The sequence below is a fragment of the Salinimicrobium oceani genome (genome assembly GCF_012037645.1).
Genome location: NZ_JAAVJR010000006.1, coordinates 123,914 through 146,284, shown reverse-complemented (window position 1 = coordinate 146,284; position 22,371 = coordinate 123,914). Strand labels below are relative to the sequence as shown.

General features: G+C 43.3%; 21 protein-coding genes. 13 read left to right on the top strand and 8 right to left on the bottom strand.

Annotation, left to right across the window (positions count from 1 at the left end; translation table 11 throughout):
• Position 1 precedes the first annotated feature (1 nt).
• A complete protein-coding gene (locus HC175_RS11950) occupies positions 2-658 on the bottom strand; it encodes a CBS domain-containing protein (RefSeq protein WP_168138731.1) in 657 nt (218 codons plus the stop codon).
• 89 nt (positions 659-747) lie between these two features.
• On the opposite strand from HC175_RS11950, the gene HC175_RS11945 reads away from it, so the two are divergent.
• The 13 genes from HC175_RS11945 to HC175_RS11885 all read left to right on the top strand — a co-directional run bounded on the left by HC175_RS11945 (position 748) and on the right by HC175_RS11885 (position 15,529).
• Positions 748-1,464 carry a pyridoxine 5'-phosphate synthase gene (locus tag HC175_RS11945; RefSeq protein WP_168138730.1) on the top strand — a complete coding sequence of 239 codons (717 nt, stop codon included), beginning with the start codon at positions 748-750 and terminating at the stop codon, positions 1,462-1,464.
• Positions 1,464-2,225 (top strand): alpha/beta fold hydrolase, encoded by a 762-nt coding sequence (locus HC175_RS11940; protein ID WP_168138729.1) that lies wholly within the window; start codon positions 1,464-1,466, stop codon positions 2,223-2,225. Before HC175_RS11945 ends, HC175_RS11940 begins: the two co-directional genes overlap by 1 nt.
• Before the next feature lie 111 nt (positions 2,226-2,336).
• A complete protein-coding gene (locus HC175_RS11935; protein ID WP_168138728.1) occupies positions 2,337-3,584 on the top strand; it encodes an OmpP1/FadL family transporter in 1,248 nt (415 codons plus the stop codon).
• Between the two features lie 15 nt (positions 3,585-3,599).
• Positions 3,600-5,210, top strand: coding sequence for an SGNH/GDSL hydrolase family protein (locus tag HC175_RS11930; RefSeq protein WP_168138727.1), 1,611 nt, complete (start codon positions 3,600-3,602; stop codon positions 5,208-5,210).
• A gap of 88 nt (positions 5,211-5,298) precedes the next feature.
• The gene (locus HC175_RS11925; RefSeq protein ID WP_168138726.1) at positions 5,299-5,640 is read left to right on the top strand and encodes a phage holin family protein; all 342 of its coding nucleotides are present in this window, start codon (positions 5,299-5,301) and stop codon (positions 5,638-5,640) included.
• An 84-nt stretch (positions 5,641-5,724) separates the two neighbouring features.
• Positions 5,725-7,038 (top strand): trigger factor, encoded by a 1,314-nt coding sequence (gene tig / locus HC175_RS11920; protein ID WP_168138725.1) that lies wholly within the window; start codon positions 5,725-5,727, stop codon positions 7,036-7,038.
• 133 nt (positions 7,039-7,171) lie between these two features.
• Entirely contained in the window at positions 7,172-7,846 is a 675-nt protein-coding gene (gene clpP, locus HC175_RS11915; protein ID WP_168138724.1) for an ATP-dependent Clp endopeptidase proteolytic subunit ClpP, read from the top strand.
• Between the two features lie 54 nt (positions 7,847-7,900).
• A complete protein-coding gene (gene clpX / locus HC175_RS11910; protein WP_168138723.1) occupies positions 7,901-9,133 on the top strand; it encodes an ATP-dependent Clp protease ATP-binding subunit ClpX in 1,233 nt (410 codons plus the stop codon).
• A gap of 153 nt (positions 9,134-9,286) precedes the next feature.
• The gene (locus HC175_RS11905; protein WP_168138722.1) at positions 9,287-11,584 is read left to right on the top strand and encodes a GH92 family glycosyl hydrolase; all 2,298 of its coding nucleotides are present in this window, start codon (positions 9,287-9,289) and stop codon (positions 11,582-11,584) included.
• The gene (locus HC175_RS11900; RefSeq protein ID WP_168138721.1) at positions 11,584-13,941 is read left to right on the top strand and encodes a GH92 family glycosyl hydrolase; all 2,358 of its coding nucleotides are present in this window, start codon (positions 11,584-11,586) and stop codon (positions 13,939-13,941) included. Before HC175_RS11905 ends, HC175_RS11900 begins: the two co-directional genes overlap by 1 nt.
• Positions 13,942-14,040: 99 nt before the next feature.
• Positions 14,041-14,481: a VOC family protein gene (locus tag HC175_RS11895; protein ID WP_168138720.1), complete on the top strand. Its 441-nt coding sequence runs from the start codon at positions 14,041-14,043 to the stop codon at positions 14,479-14,481.
• A 2-nt stretch (positions 14,482-14,483) separates the two neighbouring features.
• Positions 14,484-14,936, top strand: coding sequence for an SRPBCC domain-containing protein (locus HC175_RS11890; protein ID WP_168138719.1), 453 nt, complete (start codon positions 14,484-14,486; stop codon positions 14,934-14,936).
• 23 nt (positions 14,937-14,959) lie between these two features.
• The gene (locus HC175_RS11885) at positions 14,960-15,529 is read left to right on the top strand and encodes a DinB family protein (protein ID WP_168138718.1); all 570 of its coding nucleotides are present in this window, start codon (positions 14,960-14,962) and stop codon (positions 15,527-15,529) included.
• A gap of 121 nt (positions 15,530-15,650) precedes the next feature.
• On the opposite strand, the gene groL is transcribed toward HC175_RS11885, so the two are convergent.
• The 7 genes from groL to miaB all read right to left on the bottom strand — a co-directional run bounded on the left by groL (position 15,651) and on the right by miaB (position 22,301).
• Entirely contained in the window at positions 15,651-17,288 is a 1,638-nt protein-coding gene (gene groL, locus HC175_RS11880) for a chaperonin GroEL (protein ID WP_168138717.1), read from the bottom strand.
• 106 nt (positions 17,289-17,394) lie between these two features.
• Positions 17,395-17,670: a co-chaperone GroES gene (locus tag HC175_RS11875; RefSeq protein ID WP_029038864.1), complete on the bottom strand. Its 276-nt coding sequence runs from the start codon at positions 17,668-17,670 to the stop codon at positions 17,395-17,397.
• 143 nt (positions 17,671-17,813) lie between these two features.
• The gene (secG, locus tag HC175_RS11870; protein WP_168138716.1) at positions 17,814-18,146 is read right to left on the bottom strand and encodes a preprotein translocase subunit SecG; all 333 of its coding nucleotides are present in this window, start codon (positions 18,144-18,146) and stop codon (positions 17,814-17,816) included.
• A gap of 3 nt (positions 18,147-18,149) precedes the next feature.
• Positions 18,150-18,998, bottom strand: coding sequence for a hypothetical protein (locus HC175_RS11865; protein WP_168138715.1), 849 nt, complete (start codon positions 18,996-18,998; stop codon positions 18,150-18,152).
• A complete protein-coding gene (gene lptE / locus HC175_RS11860) occupies positions 18,998-19,486 on the bottom strand; it encodes an LPS assembly lipoprotein LptE (RefSeq protein WP_438865936.1) in 489 nt (162 codons plus the stop codon). The genes HC175_RS11865 and lptE overlap by 1 nt, the downstream gene beginning before the upstream one ends.
• Positions 19,487-19,530: 44 nt before the next feature.
• Positions 19,531-20,784, bottom strand: coding sequence for a sigma-54 interaction domain-containing protein (locus HC175_RS11855; protein ID WP_168138713.1), 1,254 nt, complete (start codon positions 20,782-20,784; stop codon positions 19,531-19,533).
• A gap of 71 nt (positions 20,785-20,855) precedes the next feature.
• Complete coding sequence (gene miaB, locus HC175_RS11850; protein WP_168138712.1) at positions 20,856-22,301, bottom strand: tRNA (N6-isopentenyl adenosine(37)-C2)-methylthiotransferase MiaB; 1,446 nt, start codon at positions 22,299-22,301, stop codon at positions 20,856-20,858.
• Positions 22,302-22,371: the final 70 nt, after the last annotated feature.

Below are 22,371 nucleotides of genomic sequence, written 5' to 3'. Positions count from 1 at the left end.
CTTATATGTTCAGGTATTTATCGAGGTAGCGGGACCTGTCCTCTAGGTTGGCATTAAAAGAATCCTCCGGGTGCTGGGTAACTACTTCATAGCCGTATCTTCTAAAGGTTTGAAAAATGGCATTAAAAGGTGTGACTCCGGTTTTAATCGTGATCTGGGCCCGGTCGTTTTCCATCCCCGAAATAAAGGCTCCAAGCACACTGGTGCCATTAGATTCTACAATCTGGCAGATCTCACTAAAGGAGTAATCTTTCATGCCTTTTTCAACTATAAGGATACCCCCGGGATTGTTGAGGAATGGAGACTCTGTAAACAGGTTCATGATGTCCTGCAGTTCCAGGTATCCCAGTAGCTTGTTTTCGGCATCAAGAACAGGCATGATATTGGAATCATTCTTGGAAAATGTGTGCAAAACATCGATCCAGTTGTCATTTTCTCTAACAAAAAAGCCCTCAAGCGCATACTGATACTCTTCCATAGGCTTGTTGACCTCAAACATGCGGGCATCGGCCACGGGAATACTGCCCATGTAAACATCTCCCTGCATTACAGGCAAATGTGAATATGGAAATTCGTTAAAGACCTCCAGAACCTCACTTACGGTTGAGGTGAACTGCGGAATTTTTATCTCGTTAAGTATGTAGGGTTGAATGCTCATAGCCCAGGCTGTTTTTCTGCAAATTAATCAAAATAAAGTACTTTTTTGGGTATTCAACTTTGTATTTTTGTTCAAAACAGCAGGTAGAAATGACCAAATTAAGTGTAAATATAAACAAGATCGCTACCCTTAGAAACAGCAGGGGAGGAGATGTGCCTAATGTTGTGCAGGTAGCCAAGGATGCTCAGAAGTTTGGAGCAGAAGGGATTACCGTTCATCCTCGTCCCGATGAGCGCCACATTAGATATCAGGATGTCTTTGACCTGAGGCCTGTAGTGACAACCGAGTTCAATATAGAAGGGAATCCCATCAGGAAGTTTATTGACCTGGTGTTAAAGGCAAAACCCGAGCAGGTAACCCTTGTGCCCGATGCCGAAGACGCTATTACTTCAAATGCAGGCTGGGATACCATGAAGCACCGGGATTTTTTGAAGGAAGTGATCTCCGAATTTAAAGCTAAAGGTATTCGCACCTCGATCTTTGTAGATCCCGATCCTGCCATGGTGAAAGCTGCTCTTCATACGGGTACAGACAGAATTGAACTTTACACAGAAGAATATGCAAAACAATTCGCCAAAGGAAATAAAGCAGGAATTGCACCTTATGTAGCCTGCGCCGAAATAGCAAATGAACTTGGGTTGGGGATCAACGCCGGTCATGACCTGTCCCTTGAAAATATTTCGTATTTTAAAAATAAGGTACCGGGCTTGCTGGAAGTCTCCATAGGTCATGCCCTCATTGCCGAATCTCTTTACCAGGGCATGGAATACGTCATCAACCAATATTTAAGTTTACTGAGAAGCTAATGAAATTAAATTCCAATATTTTAGGAGCAGGAAAGCCTCTCTTGATCCTTCACGGATTCCTGGGGATGAACGATAACTGGAAGACCTTGGGAAATGAGTTTGCTGAGGCTGGCTTTCAGGTGCACCTTATAGATCAGCGAAATCATGGGCGCAGCCCGCACAGCAGCAGCTTCAATTATCTTGAGCTGGCAAAGGATGTCAAGGAATATATGGATAGCTATAGCCTCAAAAATGTCATTTTACTGGGTCATTCTATGGGTGGAAAAACAGCAATGACGGCAGCCTCTCTTTTTCCGCACTTAATAGATAAGCTCATTGTGGTAGATATTGCACCAAAATACTATCCTCAGCATCATCAGCAAATATTAGCAGGGCTCACTGCTATAGATGAAGCCAGCCTCACCTCAAGAGGAGATGCAGAAGATCTGCTTGCGCAGTATATCAAGGAAAAGGCGGTAAGGATGTTCCTTCTCAAGAACCTTTACTGGAAGACAAAAGCTCACCTGGGATTACGTCTCAATCTCGATGCCTTAAAGGAAAACATTGAGGAACTGGGCAAGGAATTGCCAGCTGAGTATTCCTTTCAGCACCCCACGCTCTTTATTAAAGGAGAAAGGTCAGATTATATTTCTGCTGAAGATGAGCCGCTTATAAAAAAGCATTTTCCGAAGGCCGAGCTGGTGAGTATTTCCGGCGCCGGACACTGGGTTCACGCTGAAAATAAGTCGGCATTTTTTGAGGCTGTGATCAATTTTCTCTAATTTTAACGACCTAATATTATGCGTGCACAATAAAATGCGGATTTTGTTGCGTAATATCTAATTTATACTATTTTTGAACCATTGATCCTTTAATAATCTACACAAACTATTATGAGAAAAATTTTAATTCTAATGGTGCTTGCTTTGGCAGGTACTGTAACTTATGCCGGTGGTTATCGGGTAGGTGTTCAGGGGCAGCGTGCGCTGGCCATGGGGCACACGGGGGTAGCAGTTATAAATAGTGCCGAGCTTGGCTTTTTCAATCCGGCAGGATTGGTACATCTAGAGAACAAACTCACCATATCTGCAGGGGTAAGTGCCGTTTTTGCTGAAGTTGCCTGGCAAAATTCAGCTACTGGTGAAACAGCCCGTACAGATAATCCCGCAGGAACTCCTTTCTACTTTAATGCATCATACAATCTAAAAGACTGGCTTTCCATAGGTCTAAGCGTTTACACTCCTTATGGAAGTACTGTGAAATGGGAAGAAGACTGGGCAGGCTCTCACCTTGTGAATAATATTGAGCTTCAGGCGATCTACATTCAGCCCCTGGTGTCATTTAAAGTGGCAGAATTCTTAAGTGTTGGAGGTGGGCCTATCTTTGTTACCGGTTCTGTTAACTTCAACCGTAACCTTACCCGCACGCTTTCTGATATTGATGGTAATCGTGCAAACGTTACTATTGATGCTTCCGGAGTAAATGAGTTCGGCTGGTCTGTCGGTGCACTTTTTACTGCAACAGAAGATCTGAGAGTGGGAGTGAACTACCGGTCTGAGATCATCATGAATGCGGAAGGTGGAAAAGCTGATTTCGAGAACATTCCTAATACCCCGCTTGCTCCTTTTGAGGATACTACGTTTGATGCTGAATTGCCTCTTCCAGCCGAGCTAACCGTTGGACTTTCTTATGAGCTGAACGAAAAATGGCTGTTAGCTTTTGACTTCAACAGAACTTTCTGGGATGTGTATCAATCGCTTGACATTCGATTTGCCGATGGTAGAGTCTCTTCAAACCCACGTGCTTACGAAGATTCCAATACCTGGAGATTTGGAGCTCAATATGGCGCTACAGATAAATTAACGCTTCGCGCGGGATATTACCTGGATGAATCTCCGGTACAACCTGGATATTTTGCTCCCGAAACTCCTAGAAATGATTCTATGGGCTTTACAGGAGGTCTTTCTCTTGACGTGACTTCAAAACTAGCTATTGATGCTTCTTTTGCTTATATCCGTTTTGATGAGGTAGATGCCTCGTATGATCATTATGTTGATGAAAATAACCAGAATGTGCCCTTTGGTGGTACTTACAAATCTGTAGCCTTTATTCCTGGTTTGGGTGTGACTTACAAATTATAATTAAAGAAAGAAATTATGAGAAATTATATAAAATACATCGGGATCCTGGCCTTGGGTATGGTGGCTTGTGAACCTGAATTTGAAAATCCGGTTGATGAACAGGGAGCTTACACCAGTGGAGAGGCCGACTTTTCAAACTATGTGGCCTTAGGGAATTCCCTCACGGCAGGATATGCAGATAATGCCCTGTATATTACCGGGCAGCAGAATTCTTACCCTAATATTCTTGCGCACCAGTTTGCCAAGGTACAGGAGACAGGAATGTTCCTGCAGCCATTAATGGCAGATAATGCCGGCGGACTCCTTTTAAACGGTAATCAAATTGCCGGTACTCGCCTTGTACTTGCAGTTGGTGCAAACGGGCCAGCCCCAATGAACTACACCGGAAGCCAACCCACAACAGAAGTGCTTAACAAACTTACCGGTTCCTTTAATAACATGGGAGTGCCTGGAGCGAAGAGCTTTCACCTTGTAGCACCTGGTTATGGAAATCCCGCAGGAGTAGCTACAGGCGCAGCTAACCCTTATTTTGCAAGATTCGCATCTGCCGATAATGCTACTGTTCTTGAAGATGCAGCAGCCCAGAACCCGACTTTTTTCTCTCTCTGGATTGGGAACAATGACGTATTGAGCTTTGCTACTTCTGGTGGTGCAGGTGTTGACCAAACAGGCAACATGGATCCTTCGAAGTATGGACCTAATGACATAACAGATCCACAGGTATTTGGTAGTGTTTATATGAATCTAGTGAATGCTATGATTGCCGCAGGTGCCGAAGAAGGCGTTTTATTGAACATCCCGAACGTTACAGATGTGCCATTCTTCACAACTGTACCTCACGCTCCGTTAAGTCCGGCAAACTCGTCCTTTGGACCTATGATCCCAACCCTTAATGCCACTTTTGCACAATTGAATCCTGCGTTGACTGCACTTAGAGGTGTTTCAGAAGAAACTCCGGGCGAATCGGTATATTCTATAGAGTTCAGCGCTTCTGCTGCGAGCCCTGTACTTATCCATGATGAATCTCTTCCTAACATTTCTGAACAACTTACAGAAGTACTGGTTAATAACGGAATGGACCGGGGGCTTGCCACCATCTACGGAATGCAGTATGGACAGGCAAGACAGGCTACTGCCCAGGATCTTCTGGTATTGACAAGTTCTGGAGCAATAGGACAGGTAAATACGCAGAGAGTTGCGGCGCTTATGGCAATGGGCTTGACCCAGGAACAGGCCGGGCAGCTTTCTGTCAATGGAGTGACCTACCCAATGGAAGATAAATTCGTTCTCGTACCTTCCGAAATTCAGGCGATCAACACCGCACGTACTGCATACAACCAGATCATTCAACAACTGGCAGAATCAAAAGGGCTGACATTTGTTGATGCTGCAGCTATTCTCGAAGAAACTGCAGGGGGCGGGATCACTTTTGATGGAGGTGTTCTTACTTCCACCTTTGCCACAGGCGGAGCCTTTTCTCTTGACGGTGTGCACTTAACTCCAAGGGGCTACGCCCTGGTTGCAAACCGAATTATTGAAGCCATTAACAGTACCTATGATGCTACCGTTCCTAAAGTGAACATTGGTGCATACGGTACAATTACTCCAAGCCAGGACGTAAACTAATTCTTTTATAACATTAAACTTTTGAAACGCCGGAACTCTTCCGGCGTTTTTCATTAAAAATGTATCTTAGTAACAAATCTAACTAGCTATGACGTTCTTGTTAAGAATTCTCCTTACCGCCGTAGTGGTGGTTTTTCTTGCTAATTTTCTTCCCGGTGTTACGGTTACCGGTTATGTGACCGCCATTGTTGTTGCCCTCGTGCTGGCACTGCTCAACCTCATTGTGAAGCCCATTCTCGTTCTGCTCACCCTGCCGGTGACCATACTTACTCTGGGTCTCTTTCTTATCGTGATCAATGCAATCATCATTCTTCTGGTCGATGCTTTTGTTGCAGGTTTCCAGGTGAGCGGCTTCTGGATTGCAGTACTCTTCAGTTTATTGCTGTCGATATTTCAGTCCTTGTTTTTTTCAATTGCTGAAAGGAAATAAGACACCTGAATTTCAGAATTTTGAAACTTTGCTCGCTCTCAAAAAAGTTGTACTTTTGCAGACCAATTTTTATAAGCGCTTATAATGAATATAACGAGAGAGAACATTGACGAACTTAATGCAGTGATCAAGGTTGATATAGCCAAAGAAGATTACAGCGGCAAAGTTGACAAAGTCCTGAAAGATTACCGCAAGAATGCGAATATCCCTGGCTTCCGAAAAGGACATGTACCTATGGGAATGGTGAAGAAACAGTATGGAAAAGCTGTTTTGGTAGATGAGGTGAACAAACTGCTTCAGGATGCTTTGAACAAATATCTTACTGAAGAAAAACTGGACGTTCTTGGAAATCCATTGCCAAAAGAGCAGGATAATTTCGACTGGGACAGCGAGACCTATACCTTTGAATTTGAACTTGGTCTTTCTCCACAGTTTGAGGTGAGCCTTGAAAATGAAAAACCAATTACCTATTATAAAATAGTTGCCGGTGATGAAATGGTCGATAACCAGATCAAAACCATTCAGAAGCAATACGGAAAACTTATCTCTAAGGAGACTGCTGAAGAAGGGGACCAGTTAACCGGTACTTTTAAGAATGAGGCTGAAGGCATTGATGCCAAAACTACACTTCAGCTGGAAAAAGTTGAGAACAAAAAGCCATTTTTGGGAGCAAAGGCAGGAGATGTGGTAAAAGTAAGCACCAAGGGTCTTTTTGCCGATGATCATGATCTTATGGAAGTTCTTAAAGTGGAGCATGACAAGGCACATGGACTTGATGTGGAAGTTGAATTTCACGTTGAAGAAGTGAACACGCAGGAGCTGGCAGACCTTGATCAGGAATTGTTTGACAAGCTTTTTGGAAATGGAGAAGTGACTTCAGTTACAGAACTTAAGGACAAGATCAAGGAAGACGCAGCTAAGCAGTTCGAACAACAAAGCGATCAACAATTGCTGAATGATGTGACCGAAATGCTTATTGAGAACACCGAGTTTGATCTTCCAAAAGAATTTCTTCAGAAGTGGATCCAGACTGCAGGAGAAAAAGAACTAACCCCAGAAGAAGCTCATGAAGAGTACGAAAAGAGTGAAAAAGGTTTGAGATTCCAGCTTATCGAAGGAAAGCTGATCGCGAACCACGACCTGCAGGTGAAGTTTGAAGATCTTAGAGCTTTTGCGAAAGAAAGGATCAAAGAACAAATGGCACAGTTTGGCCAGTTGAATCCAGAGGAAAAGGAACTTGATGACATCGCAGCGAGAATTCTTTCCCGTCAGGATGAGGTGAAGCGTCTTTCTGAGCAATTGATGAACCAAAAGCTTCTTGAACTTTACAAGGAGAAAGTAAATCTTGAGGAGAAGGAAGTAACATATGAAGAATTTGTTAAAGAGGTATATCAATAGATCTTTAATAAATTAATACTTATCTTTAAGGCGTTAGACCAAATTGGGTCTAACGCCTTTTTTAGCAAGTAACACGGGAAGTTTCGAAACAGAAATTTCCTTTCTATAACCGGAAAAACTACATAGGAATTCAATGGATTACGCAAAAGAATTTGAAAAATATGCTACCCAGCATCATGGGATCAATAGTAACTATTACAACAAGATCATAAGCAGCATGTATCCCCAGGGGATGACCCCTAATATTATCGAGGAAAGACAAATGAATATTGCCATTTTTGACGTGTTCTCACGATTGATGATGGACAGGATCATCTTTCTGGGTACCGGGATAAGTGACCAGGTAGCAAACATTATTCAGGCACAGTTGTTGTTTTTGGAAAGTACAGATTCCTCTAAGGACATTCAGATATATATTAACTCCCCGGGAGGAAGTGTTTACGCAGGTCTTGGTATTTATGATACCATGCAGTTCATAAAGCCCGATGTGGCGACCATCTGTACCGGAATGGCAGCCTCTATGGGTGCAGTGCTTTTATGTGCAGGGGAAAAAGGAAAGCGAAGTGGTCTTCCTCATTCCCGGGTGATGATCCATCAGCCTCTTGGAGGAGCGCAGGGGCAGGCAAGTGATATCGAGATCACAGCCAGAGAGATCCTTATCCTCAAAAAGGAACTGTATGATATCATCGCAAAACATACAGGACAAACATATGAAAGGATCCACGAAGACAGTGACCGGGATTACTGGATGAAAGCCGATAAAGCTTTGGAATATGGAATGATTGATGAAATTTTAACGAGAGAATAAAGATCTCTTTTTAAAGAATGAAAGGAAAGCCTTAAAGGCTGCAACTTAAATTGTATGGCAAAAGAAGAATTAGAATGTTCCTTCTGCGGAAGGAAAAAACCTGAAACCAATCTGCTCATCGCAGGCCTGGACGCACACATTTGCGACCGCTGTATTGAGCAGGCTCATGGTATTGTAATAGAAGAATCTAAACAGGATGGCACAGGAGAGCTTTCTTCTGAATTAAAACTGAGAAAACCTCAGGCTATAAAGTCGTTTTTAGATCAATATGTGATAGGGCAGGAGCACACAAAAAAGGTGCTTTCTGTTGCGGTTTATAATCACTATAAGAGATTGTTACAACCGGTGAGTGATGATGATATTGAAATTCAAAAGAGTAACATCATCATGGTGGGAGAAACCGGAACGGGGAAAACCCTCATGGCAAAGACCATTGCTAAAATGCTTAATGTGCCTTTGGCCATTGTTGATGCTACAGTCCTTACAGAAGCTGGCTATGTGGGAGAAGATGTGGAAAGCATTCTTACCCGATTACTGCAGGCAGCCGACTATAACCTGGAAAAGGCACAGCACGGGATCGTCTTCATCGATGAGATCGATAAGATTGCCCGTAAAAGCGACAATCCTTCCATTACCCGGGATGTTTCGGGAGAAGGTGTGCAGCAGGCTTTGTTAAAGCTTTTGGAAGGAACTACAGTGAATGTTCCGCCAAAAGGTGGCCGAAAGCACCCCGATCAAAAGTTTATCGAAGTAGACACGGAAAATATTCTTTTCGTAACCGGCGGAGCTTTCGACGGAATTGAAAGAAACATTAGCAAAAGACTCAACATGCAGGCCGTTGGTTTTAGTGCGTCCAAGAGTGATGACGCTATTGAGCGAGAAAACCTCCTGAAGTACATCATTCCTAAAGATCTAAAAGATTTCGGTTTGATTCCTGAGATCATTGGTAGACTTCCGGTTCTTACACATATGAATCCGTTAGACAGGGCTACTTTGCGTTCCATACTTACCGAGCCTAAGAATGCCATTATCAAACAATATCAGAAATTGTTTGAAATGGATGATATAGATTTCAGTATTACAGATGAGGCGCTTGACTTTATTGTTGAAAAAGCAATAGAGTATAAGTTAGGAGCCCGTGGATTACGATCTTTATGTGAAGCTATCCTCACAGATGCCATGTTTGAAATGCCCGAAGGTGCAGATAATAAACTTGTGGTCGATAAGGATTATGCCGAAGAAAAGCTGGATAAATCTGGAATTAAGAGATTGAAGGCAGTTTCATAAGACCTGTCAAAAATGACATTTTTGAGCCACGTTCTTACGTGGCTTTTTTTATGCGATGATTTTAAGGAGGTAGGGAAGAATTAAAGATGCTGCTGCTTTTGCTGGTTTTTTAATGCTGAATTGTTAATTTGGACAGATTAAATTCCGTCATTTATGAAATCCTTTTCCCTGCCTGCTTTGTTCCTGCTTAGCTTTTCCCTTTCAACTGTTGCGCAGCAAGTGGTGGTGCAGCAGGCAGAACCTCCTGTAGATCTTGTGGAGCCTCTTATGGGAACCGATTCCCATTACAGCCTTTCCCATGGAAATACATATCCTGCCATCGCTATGCCCTGGGGCATGAATTTCTGGACTCCGCAAACTGGAAAAATGGGTGATGGCTGGGCCTACACCTATGATGCCACAAAAATAAAGGGTTTTAAGCAAACCCATCAGCCTTCGCCCTGGATGAACGACTATGGACAATTCTCCATCATGCCAACCACAGGGAAGTTGAAATTCAGGGAAGAGGAAAGACAAAGCTGGTTCTCACATAAGTCGGAGATCGTAAAACCCCATTACTATAAAGTATATCTGGCCGATCATGATGTGACTACCGAGATCACACCTACAGAAAGAGCCGCCATTTTTAGGTTCACCTTTCCCAAAACAGATTCTTCCTTTGTAATTATCGATGCTTTCGACAAAGGTTCCTATGTGAAGATCCTTCCGGAGCAAAGGAAGATCATTGGTTACACCACTCGTAACAGTGGAGGAGTACCCGATAATTTCAAGAACTATTTTGTCGTAGAGTTCAACAAGGATTTCAGCTACACAGCCACCTTCGCCGACTCTACCTTGACCAGTGCCCTGCATTCCACGTCCAATCATGCAGGTGCTGTAATAGGTTTCGCAACTTCAAAAGGAGAGAAGGTCACTGCGCGAGTTGCCTCTTCTTTTATTGATCATGAGCAGGCCGAAAGAAATTTACTGGAACTTGGGAAAATGAATTTTGATGAGATAAGATCTCAGGGTCGGGAGACCTGGAATAAGGAATTGAGCAGGATCCAGGTAGAAGGAGGTACCTATGCGCAGATGAAGACCTTCTATTCCTGCCTTTACAGATCTCTGCTTTTTCCGCGGAAATTTTACGAATATGATGCCAGTGGGGACGTAGTTCATTACAGCCCTTACAACGGTGAGGTGAATCCCGGCTACATGTTCACAGATACAGGATTCTGGGATACTTTTAGAGCCCTCTTCCCCTTCCTTAACCTGATGTATCCCGAACTAAACGGCAAAATGCAGGAAGGGCTTTCGCATGCTTATGATGAAAGCGGTTGGCTGCCAGAGTGGGCGAGTCCCGGCTCGAGAAACGTGATGGTGGGAAATAACTCTGCCTCTGTTGTGGCAGAAGCTTATTTAAAAAGCAGGAATGCCTATAGCTATGATATTGAAAATCTCTATGAGGCTCTTCTTCATGGCGCCAACAATGCAGGACCTTTAACTGCAGTAGGGCGGGCCGGTGCAGACTATTATACTAAACTGGGTTATGTGCCTTATGATGTAGGTATTAATGAAAATGCAGCACGGACTTTAGAATATGCCTATGATGATTTTGCTATTTACCAATTGGCAAAAGCATTGAAAAGACCTCAGGAGGAAATTGACCTTTACAAGTTACGTAGTCGAAATTACCAGCATCTCTATGATCCTCAAACAATGTTGATGAGAGGGAAAAATAAAGATGGTGAATTCATGAAGCCGTTCAATCCGTTTAAATGGGGAGATGCCTTTACAGAAGGGAACAGCTGGCATTACTCATGGTCAGTTTTTCATGACGTGCAGGGGCTAATCGATCTCATGGGTGGGAATAAAGAATTTATTGCTCAGCTTGACAAGGTGTTCTCCCTGCCTCCGGTCTTTGATGAAAGTTATTATGGGCAGGTGATCCATGAAATAAGGGAAATGCAAATTGCAAATATGGGACAATACGCTCATGGTAATCAGCCCATACAGCATATGATCTATCTTTATAATTACGCAGGGGAGCCCTGGAAGGCCCAATACTGGGTTCGGGAAACCCTCAACAGGATGTATCATCCTACTCCCGATGGTTATATTGGAGACGAAGATAATGGGCAGACCTCTGCCTGGTATGTTTTTTCGGCGCTCGGGTTCTATCCTGTTACGCCGGCTTCAGATCAATACGTTATTGGTGCTCCTCTGTTCCAAAAGGTGACGCTTCAGCTGGAAAACGGCAAGAAGGTCATTCTTAATGCGCCCAACAACAGTGACAGGAACAGGTATATTCAGCAGATCACCTATAATGGGAAACCCTACAGCAAAAACTGGCTGAGTCATTCAGAATTAATGAAAGGCGCTGTCATTGATTTCGAAATGGGACCCGAACCTAATACCTCCAGAGGTGTCAAAAAGGAGGATTTTCCTTACTCTTTAACTAATGACAACTAATGAACCATTTAAAGAACACCTGTAGCTTTTTGTACTTCGGAATTTTAGCTGCTGCCCTTGGAAGTTTTACTTCCTGTGACACTTCTTTTGCTAAGCAAGATCAACCTGAAGCTATTCAGCACGAGCTGAAGGATCTTGCCCGATTTGTAGATCCTATGATCGGCACCGCAAAAATGGGACATACCTATCCCGGGGCTACAGTTCCTTTTGGAAGTGTGCAGCTAAGCCCAGATACAGATACCATTCCTTATGCGGTAGATGGGCAGTACAACCCAGATGTGTATAAATATTGTGCAGGATATCAATATGAAGATCCCACTATTGTAGGTTTCAGCCATACCCATTTTAGCGGAACCGGGCATTCAGACCTTGGGGATTTTCTGCTTATGCCAACCACGGGCGACCTGCAACTCAATCCCGGTACCGAAACAAATCCTGAGAGTGGATACAGGTCCAGATTCTCACACGAACAGGAAAACGCAGAACCCGGATATTATAGTGTAAAGTTACTGGATCATGACATAAGAGCTGAACTTACCGCCTCCACCCGAGTAGGAATGCATAGATATACCTTTCCGGAAGGTGCTTCCTCTTCCCATCTCATTTTTGACCTTGTTCATGGGATATACAACTACAAGGAAAAGAATGTATGGACGGTGGTTAGGGTAGAAAATGATACGCTGGTTACCGGTTACAGGCAAACCACAGGATGGGCCCGCACCCGCACCGTTTATTTTGCGATGAGCTTTAATAGACCAATACTGAATTATGGCAGGGAGCAATATGATAAAAGACCTTACAACGGCTTTTGGCGAAAATTCGATCAGGAAGAGAATTTCCCTGAAATAGCCGGAGAACAGATAAGAATGTACTTTGATTTCGACACGCAACACAATAAAGAGCTGCAGGTAAAATTTGCGCTTTCTCCGGTAAGCACTCGCGGGGCACTGCAGAATCTTACCTCCGAAATTCCGCACTGGGATTTTGAGCGGGTAAGGAAAAATGCCCGGGAGCTGTGGAATAAAGAACTGAACAAGATCGACATTGAACCTGCAGAAGAAACTGAAAAAACGAACTTTTATACTGCGATGTATCACAGCTTCCTGGGCCCTACAGAGTATATGGATGTAGATGCCCAATACCGGGGGCTGGATCTCAACATACACAAGGCAGAGAACTTCACCAATTACACCAGCTTTTCCCTCTGGGATACCTATAGAGCACTGCATCCACTTTTCAATATTGTGCAACCAGAACGAAATGCTGACATGGTGGAATCCATGTTGGCACATTACGAGCAGAGCGTGCATTCCATGCTGCCCGTCTGGTCTCATTATGCTAATGAAAACTGGTGCATGATAGGCTATCACAGCGCTTCGGTAATCGCCGATGCCATTGTGAAGGACAATGCAGATTTTGACGAGGAACTAGCATTGGAAGCAATGGTGAACACGGCCAGAACAAAATACTATGACGGGCTGGAATATTATATGAAGAAAGGCTACGTGCCCGAAGATAAAAATGGAGCATCTGTATCTAAAACGCTCGAATACGCTTATGATGACTGGGCAATTGCGCAGGCGGCTAAGAAATTAGGCAAGGAAGAGATCTACCGGGAATTCAGCAGACGTGCTCAGAATTATAAAAATGTATTTGACAGCGTGTCAGGATTTATGCGACCTCGCTTGAACGATGGTTCCTTTAAAAAGGAATTTGATCCTCTCGATACCCACGGACAGGGATTTATAGAAGGTAATGCGTGGAATTATAGCCTGTACGTACCTCATGCGCCTCAAGAAATGATCGAGCTTATGGGTGGGAAAGAACGTTTCACCCAATATCTTGATTCTCTTTTTACCATGGAATTACCTGATACGTACTTTGCCAATACCGAAGATATTTCAAGGGAAGGGATCATTGGAAATTATGTGCATGGCAACGAACCATCTCATCATGTTCCTTATTTGTACAACTGGACCGATACCCCATGGAAGGCACATGATAAAATACGAATGATCCTTAGGGAAAAATATAAGACCGGGGCCGATGGCCTTAGCGGGAACGACGACTTTGGTCAAATGAGCGCCTGGTACATCTTTAGTGCTATGGGATTTTATCCTGTAGCCCCGGGTTCTCCATTATACGCTTTGGGAAGTCCTTCTCTCAGGAAAGCTGTCATTAACCTGGAAAATGGAAAAACATTCACCATCATCGCTCAGGATCAGTCAGCGGAGAATGTATACGTAAAAAAGGTGGAGCTCAATGGAAAGCTTTTGACGGAACCTTTCCTGGACCATTCAGATATTATGAAAGGTGGGGAGCTGGGTTTTTATATGACTTCTGCACCACCCCAATAGATTAACGGAAAAGGCTTCTTTTTTAGAAAATTTTAATACAACGCATGATTATAAAATGTAAATTAGATTGAATGTAACCTTTTGTAAATCAGTAAAAAAATGGAAAAATTAAATCCCTACTTAACTTTTCCCGGCAATTGTGAAGAAGCTTTCAATTTTTACAGATCTGTCTTTGGAGGAGAATTCTCCTTTCTTGGAAGGTTTAGTGACATCCCTTCTGAAGAGGGTTTGTCTATTCCCGAAGACAGGATGAATAAGATCATGCACATTGCCCTGCCCCTGGGAGAAAGATGCCTGCTCATGGGCAGTGACTGCGATGATGGCTGGTGCCCCGAAGTAGTTGTAGGTAACAATGTGTCTTTGTCTATAAATGCCGAATCACGGGAACAGGCAGATCATCTGTTCGAGAGCCTCTGTAATGAAGGTAAGATCACCATGCAGATAGGAGATGTTTTCTGGGGCAGTTATTACGGAATGTGCACAGATAAATTTGGAGTTACCTGGATAATTAATTACGCTAAACCAGAAGGAAATACCTGATCATGGAAAAACTGCAGATACATACTGCCTTACAAATAGCCAGATCCAGAAATGACATTTTTGAAGCTATTGTAAATCCCGAAAAAATGTCAAATTATTTTATTGCACGGGGTTCAGGAAGAATGGAAGAAGGAAATGTCGTTACCTGGTCATTTCCTGAATTTCCAGATTCCTTTCCAGTCAAGGTTAAAAAAGTAACAGCTTTTGAAAAGGTCATTTTTGAATGGGAAGGTCAGGAAGGTAGTAACCTGCAGGTTGAGATATCTCTTGAAGATAGAGGCAATGACCATACGCTGGTAAGAGTGACCGAGGGAGAAATGGAGGCAGACGCGAAGGGTATTAAATGGCTGGCACAGAATACAGAGGGTTGGGCAAATTTTCTAGCCTGTTTAAAAGCTTATATGGAGTACGATATCAATCTTAGAAAAGGCGGTTTCGACTTCATGAAAAAATAGATCTTATTTTAATCACTTACCGTATGAAAACATCATCTGCCGCGGTAATCAATGACCTTATTTTACGCACTGAAGCTAATCTAAGAGCCGCACGTGAACTGAACAAAAGAACAGAGGCCGAGCTTAACTACCGTCCAGCGCCGCAGGCGTGGAGTGCAATGGAGTGTATTGAACATCTCAACTTCTATGGCAATTACTACCTGCCTGAGATAGCGCAGCAGATAGCGACTTCTCCCTATGCTGCAGAAGGCAATTTTAAAAGCGGATTCCTGGGGAATTACTTTGCGCAAAGTATGCTTCCCAAAGAGGGCATGAAGAAGATGAAAACCCTTAGAAGCTCAAATCCTATGGGGAAGAAACTGGATAAAGAGGTGCTTCAGCATTTTATGGCTCAGCAGCAACAGCTCCTGGATCTGCTAAAAAAAGCCAAACATGTGAGTCTTACCCGCACCAAAACCGGTATTAGTATTTCGAAATACATCAGGCTGAGGGTGGGAGATACTTTTCGCGTGGTGGTTTATCACAACCAAAGACATTTACTTCAGGCGAAGAGGGCTTTGGAAAGCATAACAGCTTCCGAAGCCAAAGTATAATAGCAAAATAAGAGGCTCCAAAAATGCCATTTTTGGAGCCTCTTATTTTATTTTCTTCAGAAAAAAAAGAACCCGCTTCTTTACAGGAACGGGTTCTTTTATATTTGCGTTGGTCGTGCGACTACATCATTCCTGGCATACCGCCGCCCATTCCTTGTGGCATTCCACCACCGGCGTTGTCTTCCTTAATGTCTACCAAAGAACATTCTGTAGTAAGAATCATTCCGGCAACAGAAGCTGCATTTTCAAGAGCTACACGAGTAACTTTCTTAGGATCAATAATACCAGCTTTCATCATGTCTACATAAGAGTCAGATTTTGCGTCGTAACCAAAGTTATCTTTTCCTTCAAGAACTTTGTTGATCACAACAGAGCCTTCGCCACCAGCATTCTCAACGATAGTTCTCAGTGGAGCTTCAATAGCACGACTCACGATCTGGATTCCTGTAGCCTCATCTGCATTTGCAGATTCCAGGTTAGCCAGTACTGCTTTCGCACGAACAAGAGCAACACCACCACCGGCAACGATTCCTTCTTCTACAGCCGCACGGGTTGCATGAAGCGCATCGTCAACACGATCTTTCTTTTCTTTCATTTCAACTTCTGAAGCTGCACCTACATAAAGTACGGCAACACCTCCGGCAAGCTTAGCCAAACGCTCCTGAAGTTTTTCCTTATCATAATCTGAAGTAGTGCTCTCCATTTGAGACTTGATCTGGTTCACACGATCTTTGATCGCCTGGTTGTCACCGGCACCGTTCACTACAGTTGTGTTGTCTTTGTCTATGGCTACTTTCTCGGCAGTACCAAGCATATCAAGTGTAGCGTTCTCAAGAGTGAAACCTCTTTCTTCAGAGATCACAGTACCACCTGTAAGGATAGCGATGTCTTCAAGCATTGCTTTTCTTCTGTCTCCAAATCCTGGAGCTTTAACGGCAGCGATCTTAAGGGAACCTCTTAATTTGTTCACTACAAGTGTAGCAAGAGCTTCTCCATCAACATCTTCGGCAATGATCAATAGCGGCTTTCCAGATTGAGCAACAGGCTCAAGTACAGGAAGCAGGTCTTTCATTGAAGAGATCTTCTTGTCATAGATAAGGATGTATGGATCCTCAAGATCTGCAGTCATTTTTTCGCTGTTGGTAACGAAGTAAGGAGAAAGGTATCCGCGGTCAAACTGCATTCCTTCCACAACATCAACGTGAGTCTCTGTTCCTTTTGCTTCTTCAACAGTGATCACTCCTTCTTTTCCAACTTTTCCGAAAGCCTGGGCAATAAGTTCCCCGATCTGGTCATCGTTGTTGGCAGAGATCGAAGCTACCTGCTTGATCTTTTCTGAAGAATCTCCAACCTGCTGAGTTTGCTCCTTAAGGTTGGCAGTTAAAGCTTCAACCGCCTTATCAATACCTCTCTTAAGATCCATTGGGTTTGCACCGGCTGCAACGTTCTTAAGACCTTCTTTTACGATGGCCTGTGCAAGTACGGTTGCAGTAGTTGTACCGTCACCTGCAATATCATTGGTTTTGGAAGCTACTTCCTTGACCATTTGAGCTCCCATATTCTCAAGAGCATCTTCTAATTCAATTTCTTTTGCAACTGTAACCCCATCTTTGGTCACTATTGGAGCTCCAAAAGACTTATTAATGATCACGTTGCGGCCTTTTGGCCCTAAAGTTACTTTTACTGCATTTGCCAATGCATCCACTCCGCGCTTAATACCGTCGCGAGCTTCAATGTCAAATTTTATTTCTTTTGCCATTTTACTTAAATTTTTTTTCTCCCGGTGTTGGGAATTAGTTAGTTGTTTTCCTGAAAATAAGGTGAAAAACCGCCAAAAGTTACCTTGCGGTTAAAACCACAGTTTGTTATACTATGGCAAGAATATCATCCTCTCTCATGATAAGGTAATCCTTACCTTCCAGTTTGAGTTCGGTACCTGCATATTTTCCATAAAGCACGCTGTCACCAACCTTAACGGTCATGTCGTGATCTTTTTTACCGCCGCCAACGGCTACTACGGTACCTTTTTGAGGCTTTTCTTTTGCGGTTTCGGGAATGTAAATACCTGATGCAGTCTGTGTTTCGGCTGCGGCAGGCTCAACAAGTACTCTGTCTGAAAGAGGTTTAATGTTTAGTGCCATTTTACAAATGTATTTTAGTTAATGAATTCTTTATTTGAACTGCCTTAAAGACGAAAATTGTGCCACTTGAAAAATGCTGACAAAAGCCAAAAAAAAATGCCAGCTTGTCATAGGCTGGCATCATATATTGAAAATTGAATGTTCTATTCTTGCGGATTATCTGCAGGAGGCTGAATTGGAGCAGGTACATTAGATTCTACTTCTGGTTCGCTGCCCATGATCTTGGATTCTCCAATGCCGTTACCATCCATGATGGTTACGTTAGAAAGCAGGATAAGCACCAAAAGAAGGGTTGCAAGGGTCCAGGTACTCTTATCTAAAAAGTCTGAAGTTTTCTGAACTCCACCAATTTGGTTTGCGCCTCCACCAAATGCAGAGGATAGTCCGCCACCCTTAGGGTTTTGAACCATGATAACTACGATTAGCAAAAATGCTACGATAATGATTAATGCTAAAAAGATTGTAAACGTGCTCATTCTCTAACTGTTATTGTCTTGTAATTTTTCGATCGCCCGAATTTGGTCCGCAAAGAAACCACTTTTTTCCGGATTTTTCAAAATTAAAATTTTATATGCCTGAATTGCTTTTTTATAGTTTTTCTGTTCCAGGTAAACCCGGGCCAGAGTCTCTGTCATTAGAGCTTCGGGCGCTGCCAGGTGCTCTTCTGCAAGATTTGCCTTTTTGGCAGATTTGGAAGGCGAAATCCGCGGATTCTTCGCAATAAACTCCTCTATCAATTCAAATTTTCTGTTCTTGGCTTCCTCTTCTTCTGGAGATAGCTTCTTCCTCTTAACTGGTTTTGCGGCTGCAAGTTTGAGCCATTCAGAAAAAGAGTGATTCTCGTTCCTGTCAAAGGATAGGGGTTTGCCCAGCTCCAGGCTTTCCTCGGTCTGCGCGGCAGCTTTCTCTTCTTCTCTTTTTCTGAAAAGTTCCGGATCAAAAACCTGTTCAGATTCCCGAACTTTCATTTTTAAAGCAGTGTCCAGGCTAAGGTGGTCATCTTCTGCCGGTTGCTTCTGGGCTTGATCTACTTCAGCTTCTTTTTGTGAGACCTCCTGTTTCTTGATCGTGCTGGCGATCTGGTTCTGGTTGAATTCTTCCGAAGTGATAAAATCGAACAACACACCCCTGTCTGCCGTATGGGCTGCCGTGAGCTTTAATTCCTTATTATAATGAAGGCTATTGGCATTTTTAAGACCTTTAAGTCGCACGGCCCGTGCTGCCTGGAAATAGGGAAATTCCTTTAAAACCTCATGCAGCCCCTTTGTCTGCTCAAAAGAAATGGCAGCAGGATGTTGCAGCAGGGAAAGTAATTCCTCTTGTTTCATTACCAATTAGCTAAGGTAGCATTGAAAATATCCTGAGTGATCCTTGTAAAGATTTCCTCAAGGGCCGTAGATAATACCGCACCTTGTAACTGCGCATTGGCAGGATAATCATAATAAAAGGAAAATCTGCGATCCAGGTCTTTCTCTGGATCTAAGGTATTGAAAAATCTTAGTTGCACGACTATCGTCAAACGGTTTTGAGCCGCAGTACTTTCGGCAGTAGCACTCATTGGAGAAACGTAGTAATCAACGATCTCACCTTCATATACAAGGTCTCCGTTGGAATCTGTAAGGCTAAGGTTAGTTTGGCTCTGAATAAGATCCTGAAGTTGTAAGGTAAAGGTCCTGTCAATTCCCGGTTCAACGATTGCGGCAGAATTCTGAAAGTAATTCACCTGAAAGGTCTGTGCATTCCCCGTATCGGCACCCGAAAAGGAATAAATTCCGCAGGAGATCGTGCTTAAAAGAAGGATTCCGGCAATTAGCATTCTAAAATTTCTCATAAAATAACAGGTGTCAAAAATGCCTTTTTTCAGAGGTCATATTGTTTGATCTTTCGGTATAAGGTGCGTTCGCTTATGCCCAGCTCTTCGGCTGCAGGTTTGCGCTTGCCGTTATGCCGCTCCAGAGATTTTCTAATTAGTTCCAGTTCTTTATCTTGTAAGGATAGCGTTTCTTCCTCCTCAATTTCTTCAGCAAAATAATATTTATCCTGTTTATCGGGAGTATTTTGCTGCGGAATTTGAAGCACTTCCAGTTGCTCATCTGTGATCTCTTCTGGAATCACCTCTTCCTCATCATTGCCATAGATCTTTTGGATAAGGCTTTCATTCTCTTCCCGCACATTTTTATGGCTGTCGTTCTCCATGAGCTCAAGGGTAAGCTTTTTTAGGTCATGGAGATCACTTTTCATATCAAACAAGACCTTATAAAGAATTTCACGCTCATTGCTGAAGTCACTGTCTTTTTTCTTCTCCTCAATGACTGCAGGCAAATTACTGGCGTAGCCGGGCAAATACTCCTTCAGTTTTTCGGCGTCGATATTTCGCTCCTGTTCCAGTACAGAAATTTGTTCAGCTATATTTCGCAGCTGTCTCACATTTCCATTCCAGCGATACTTTTGCAGCAGGGCAACAGCATCATCCTTAAGACGCACGGTGGGCATCTTGTACTTCATGGCAAAGTCGGCCGCAAATTTTCTGAAAAGCAGGTGAATGTCATCCTTCCGCTCCCTTAATGGCGGCAGGTAAATTTCAACCGTACTTAAACGGTAATAAAGGTCTTCCCTGAATTTCTCTTTTTTGATGGCTTCCACCATGTTCAGGTTCGTAGCGGCGACTATACGAACATTGGTTTTTTGCACTTTTGAAGATCCAACTTTGATGAACTCGCCGTTTTCCAACACCCTGAGCAAACGCACCTGGGTGGTTAAAGGCAATTCTCCTACTTCGTCCAAAAAGATAGTTCCGCCATCGGCCACTTCAAAATATCCGCTACGGGTTTGGGTAGCACCGGTAAAAGCACCTTTTTCGTGCCCAAAGAGTTCACTGTCAATGGTACCTTCAGGAATGGCGCCGCAGTTTACAGCAATGTATTTTCCATGTTTGCGATGTGACAGGGAATGAATGATCTTAGGAATACTTTCTTTTCCCACTCCGCTTTCTCCCGTAACAAGTACAGAAATATCTGTGGGAGCCACTTGCATGGCTTTCTCTACCGCCCGATTCAATTTCTGGTCATTTCCCAGAATGCCAAACCGCTGTTTTATCGCCTGTATACTTTCCATCTATAAATTCAAGGTTCAAGGTTCAAGGTTCAAAGTTCAGTTACTGATCACTGAACACTGAGCACTGAATACTAATTGTTCTCACTTAATCCAACCGCTTCTCCTATCAAGGTTGCGCTGGTGCAGTCATTGATCCTGACATTCACGAAATCTCCTACCTTGTATTTTTCCTTCGGAAAAACAGCTACGGTATTTTGTGAGGTCCTTCCGCTCCAGTGGAGATCAGATTTTTTGGATTCCTTTTCTATAAGAACTTCTACTGTTTTCCCTACAAATTGCTGGGTACGATAGTGACTGTGCTTTTGCTGCAGGTTCACGATCTCGGTAAGCCTTCTTTTCTTGACCTCCTCGGGCACATCATCTTCCATCTTACGGGCGGCCATGGTGCCGGGCCTTTCCGAATACGCGAACATGAATCCGAAGTCGTACTTCACGTACTCCATCAGGGAAAGTGTATCCCGGTGGTCTTCTTCAGTTTCTGTTGGAAAGCCGGTGATCATGTCTTGCGAGATGGCACAATCTGGCATTAATCTTCTGATATTGTCGATCAATTCAAAATACTCTTCCCTTGTATGAAGTCGATTCATCTCCTTCAGGATTCTGTCGCTACCGCTTTGCACAGGCAGGTGAATGTATTTACAGATGTTCGGGTATTTAGCCATGGCCTCTATCACATCCAGGGTCATATCCTGCGGATTTGAAGTAGAGAACCTGATCCTCATTTTTGGATGAGCTTCTGCAGCCATTCTCAAAAGTGCTGCGAAGTTGGTGGCGGTGGCTTTTTGTATTTCTGAAGCATTCTTGAAATCCTTTTTGAGTCCGCCGCCATACCATAAATAGCTGTCCACATTTTGTCCTAAAAGTGTGATTTCTTTAAAGCCTTTGGCGGCAAGGTCATTTATTTCTTCAAGAATACTTTGTGGATCGCGGCTGCGCTCCCTTCCGCGGGTAAAAGGCACCACACAGAAAGTACACATATTATCACAGCCCCTGGTAATAGAAACAAAGGCAGAAACACCGTTGCTTTGCAAACGTACGGGAGAAATATCGCCGTAAGTTTCATCTTTTGAGAGGATCACGTTTACTGCGTTCCTTCCTTCTTCAACTTCATTGATAAGGTTTGGAAGATCCTTATAAGCGTCGGGACCCACTACAAGATCGACGATCTTTTCCTCTTCCAGGAACTGAGCTTTAAGGCGTTCGGCCATACAGCCTAACACTCCTACCTTCATTCCTGGGTTGATCTTCTTTACGGCATTATATTTTTCCAGCCTCTTTCTTACTGTTTGTTCGGCTTTATCACGAATAGAACAGGTGTTTATAAGAACCAGGTCTGCCTCTTCCAGGCTCTGGGTAGTGTCAAATCCTTCTTTTGCTAAGATGGATGCAACAATCTCACTATCGCTGAAATTCATCTGGCAGCCGTAGCTCTCGATCATCAGCTTTTTTCCGTTTCCGGCCTTAGGCTCCATCACCAGTGTATTCCCCTGTTGTTTTTCGTCTATAATCTTCTCCATAATCAATATAGGTACCATTAGGTATTAGAACGCGCAAAGATACATTTTTAGTTGAGATATGACAAAGTGA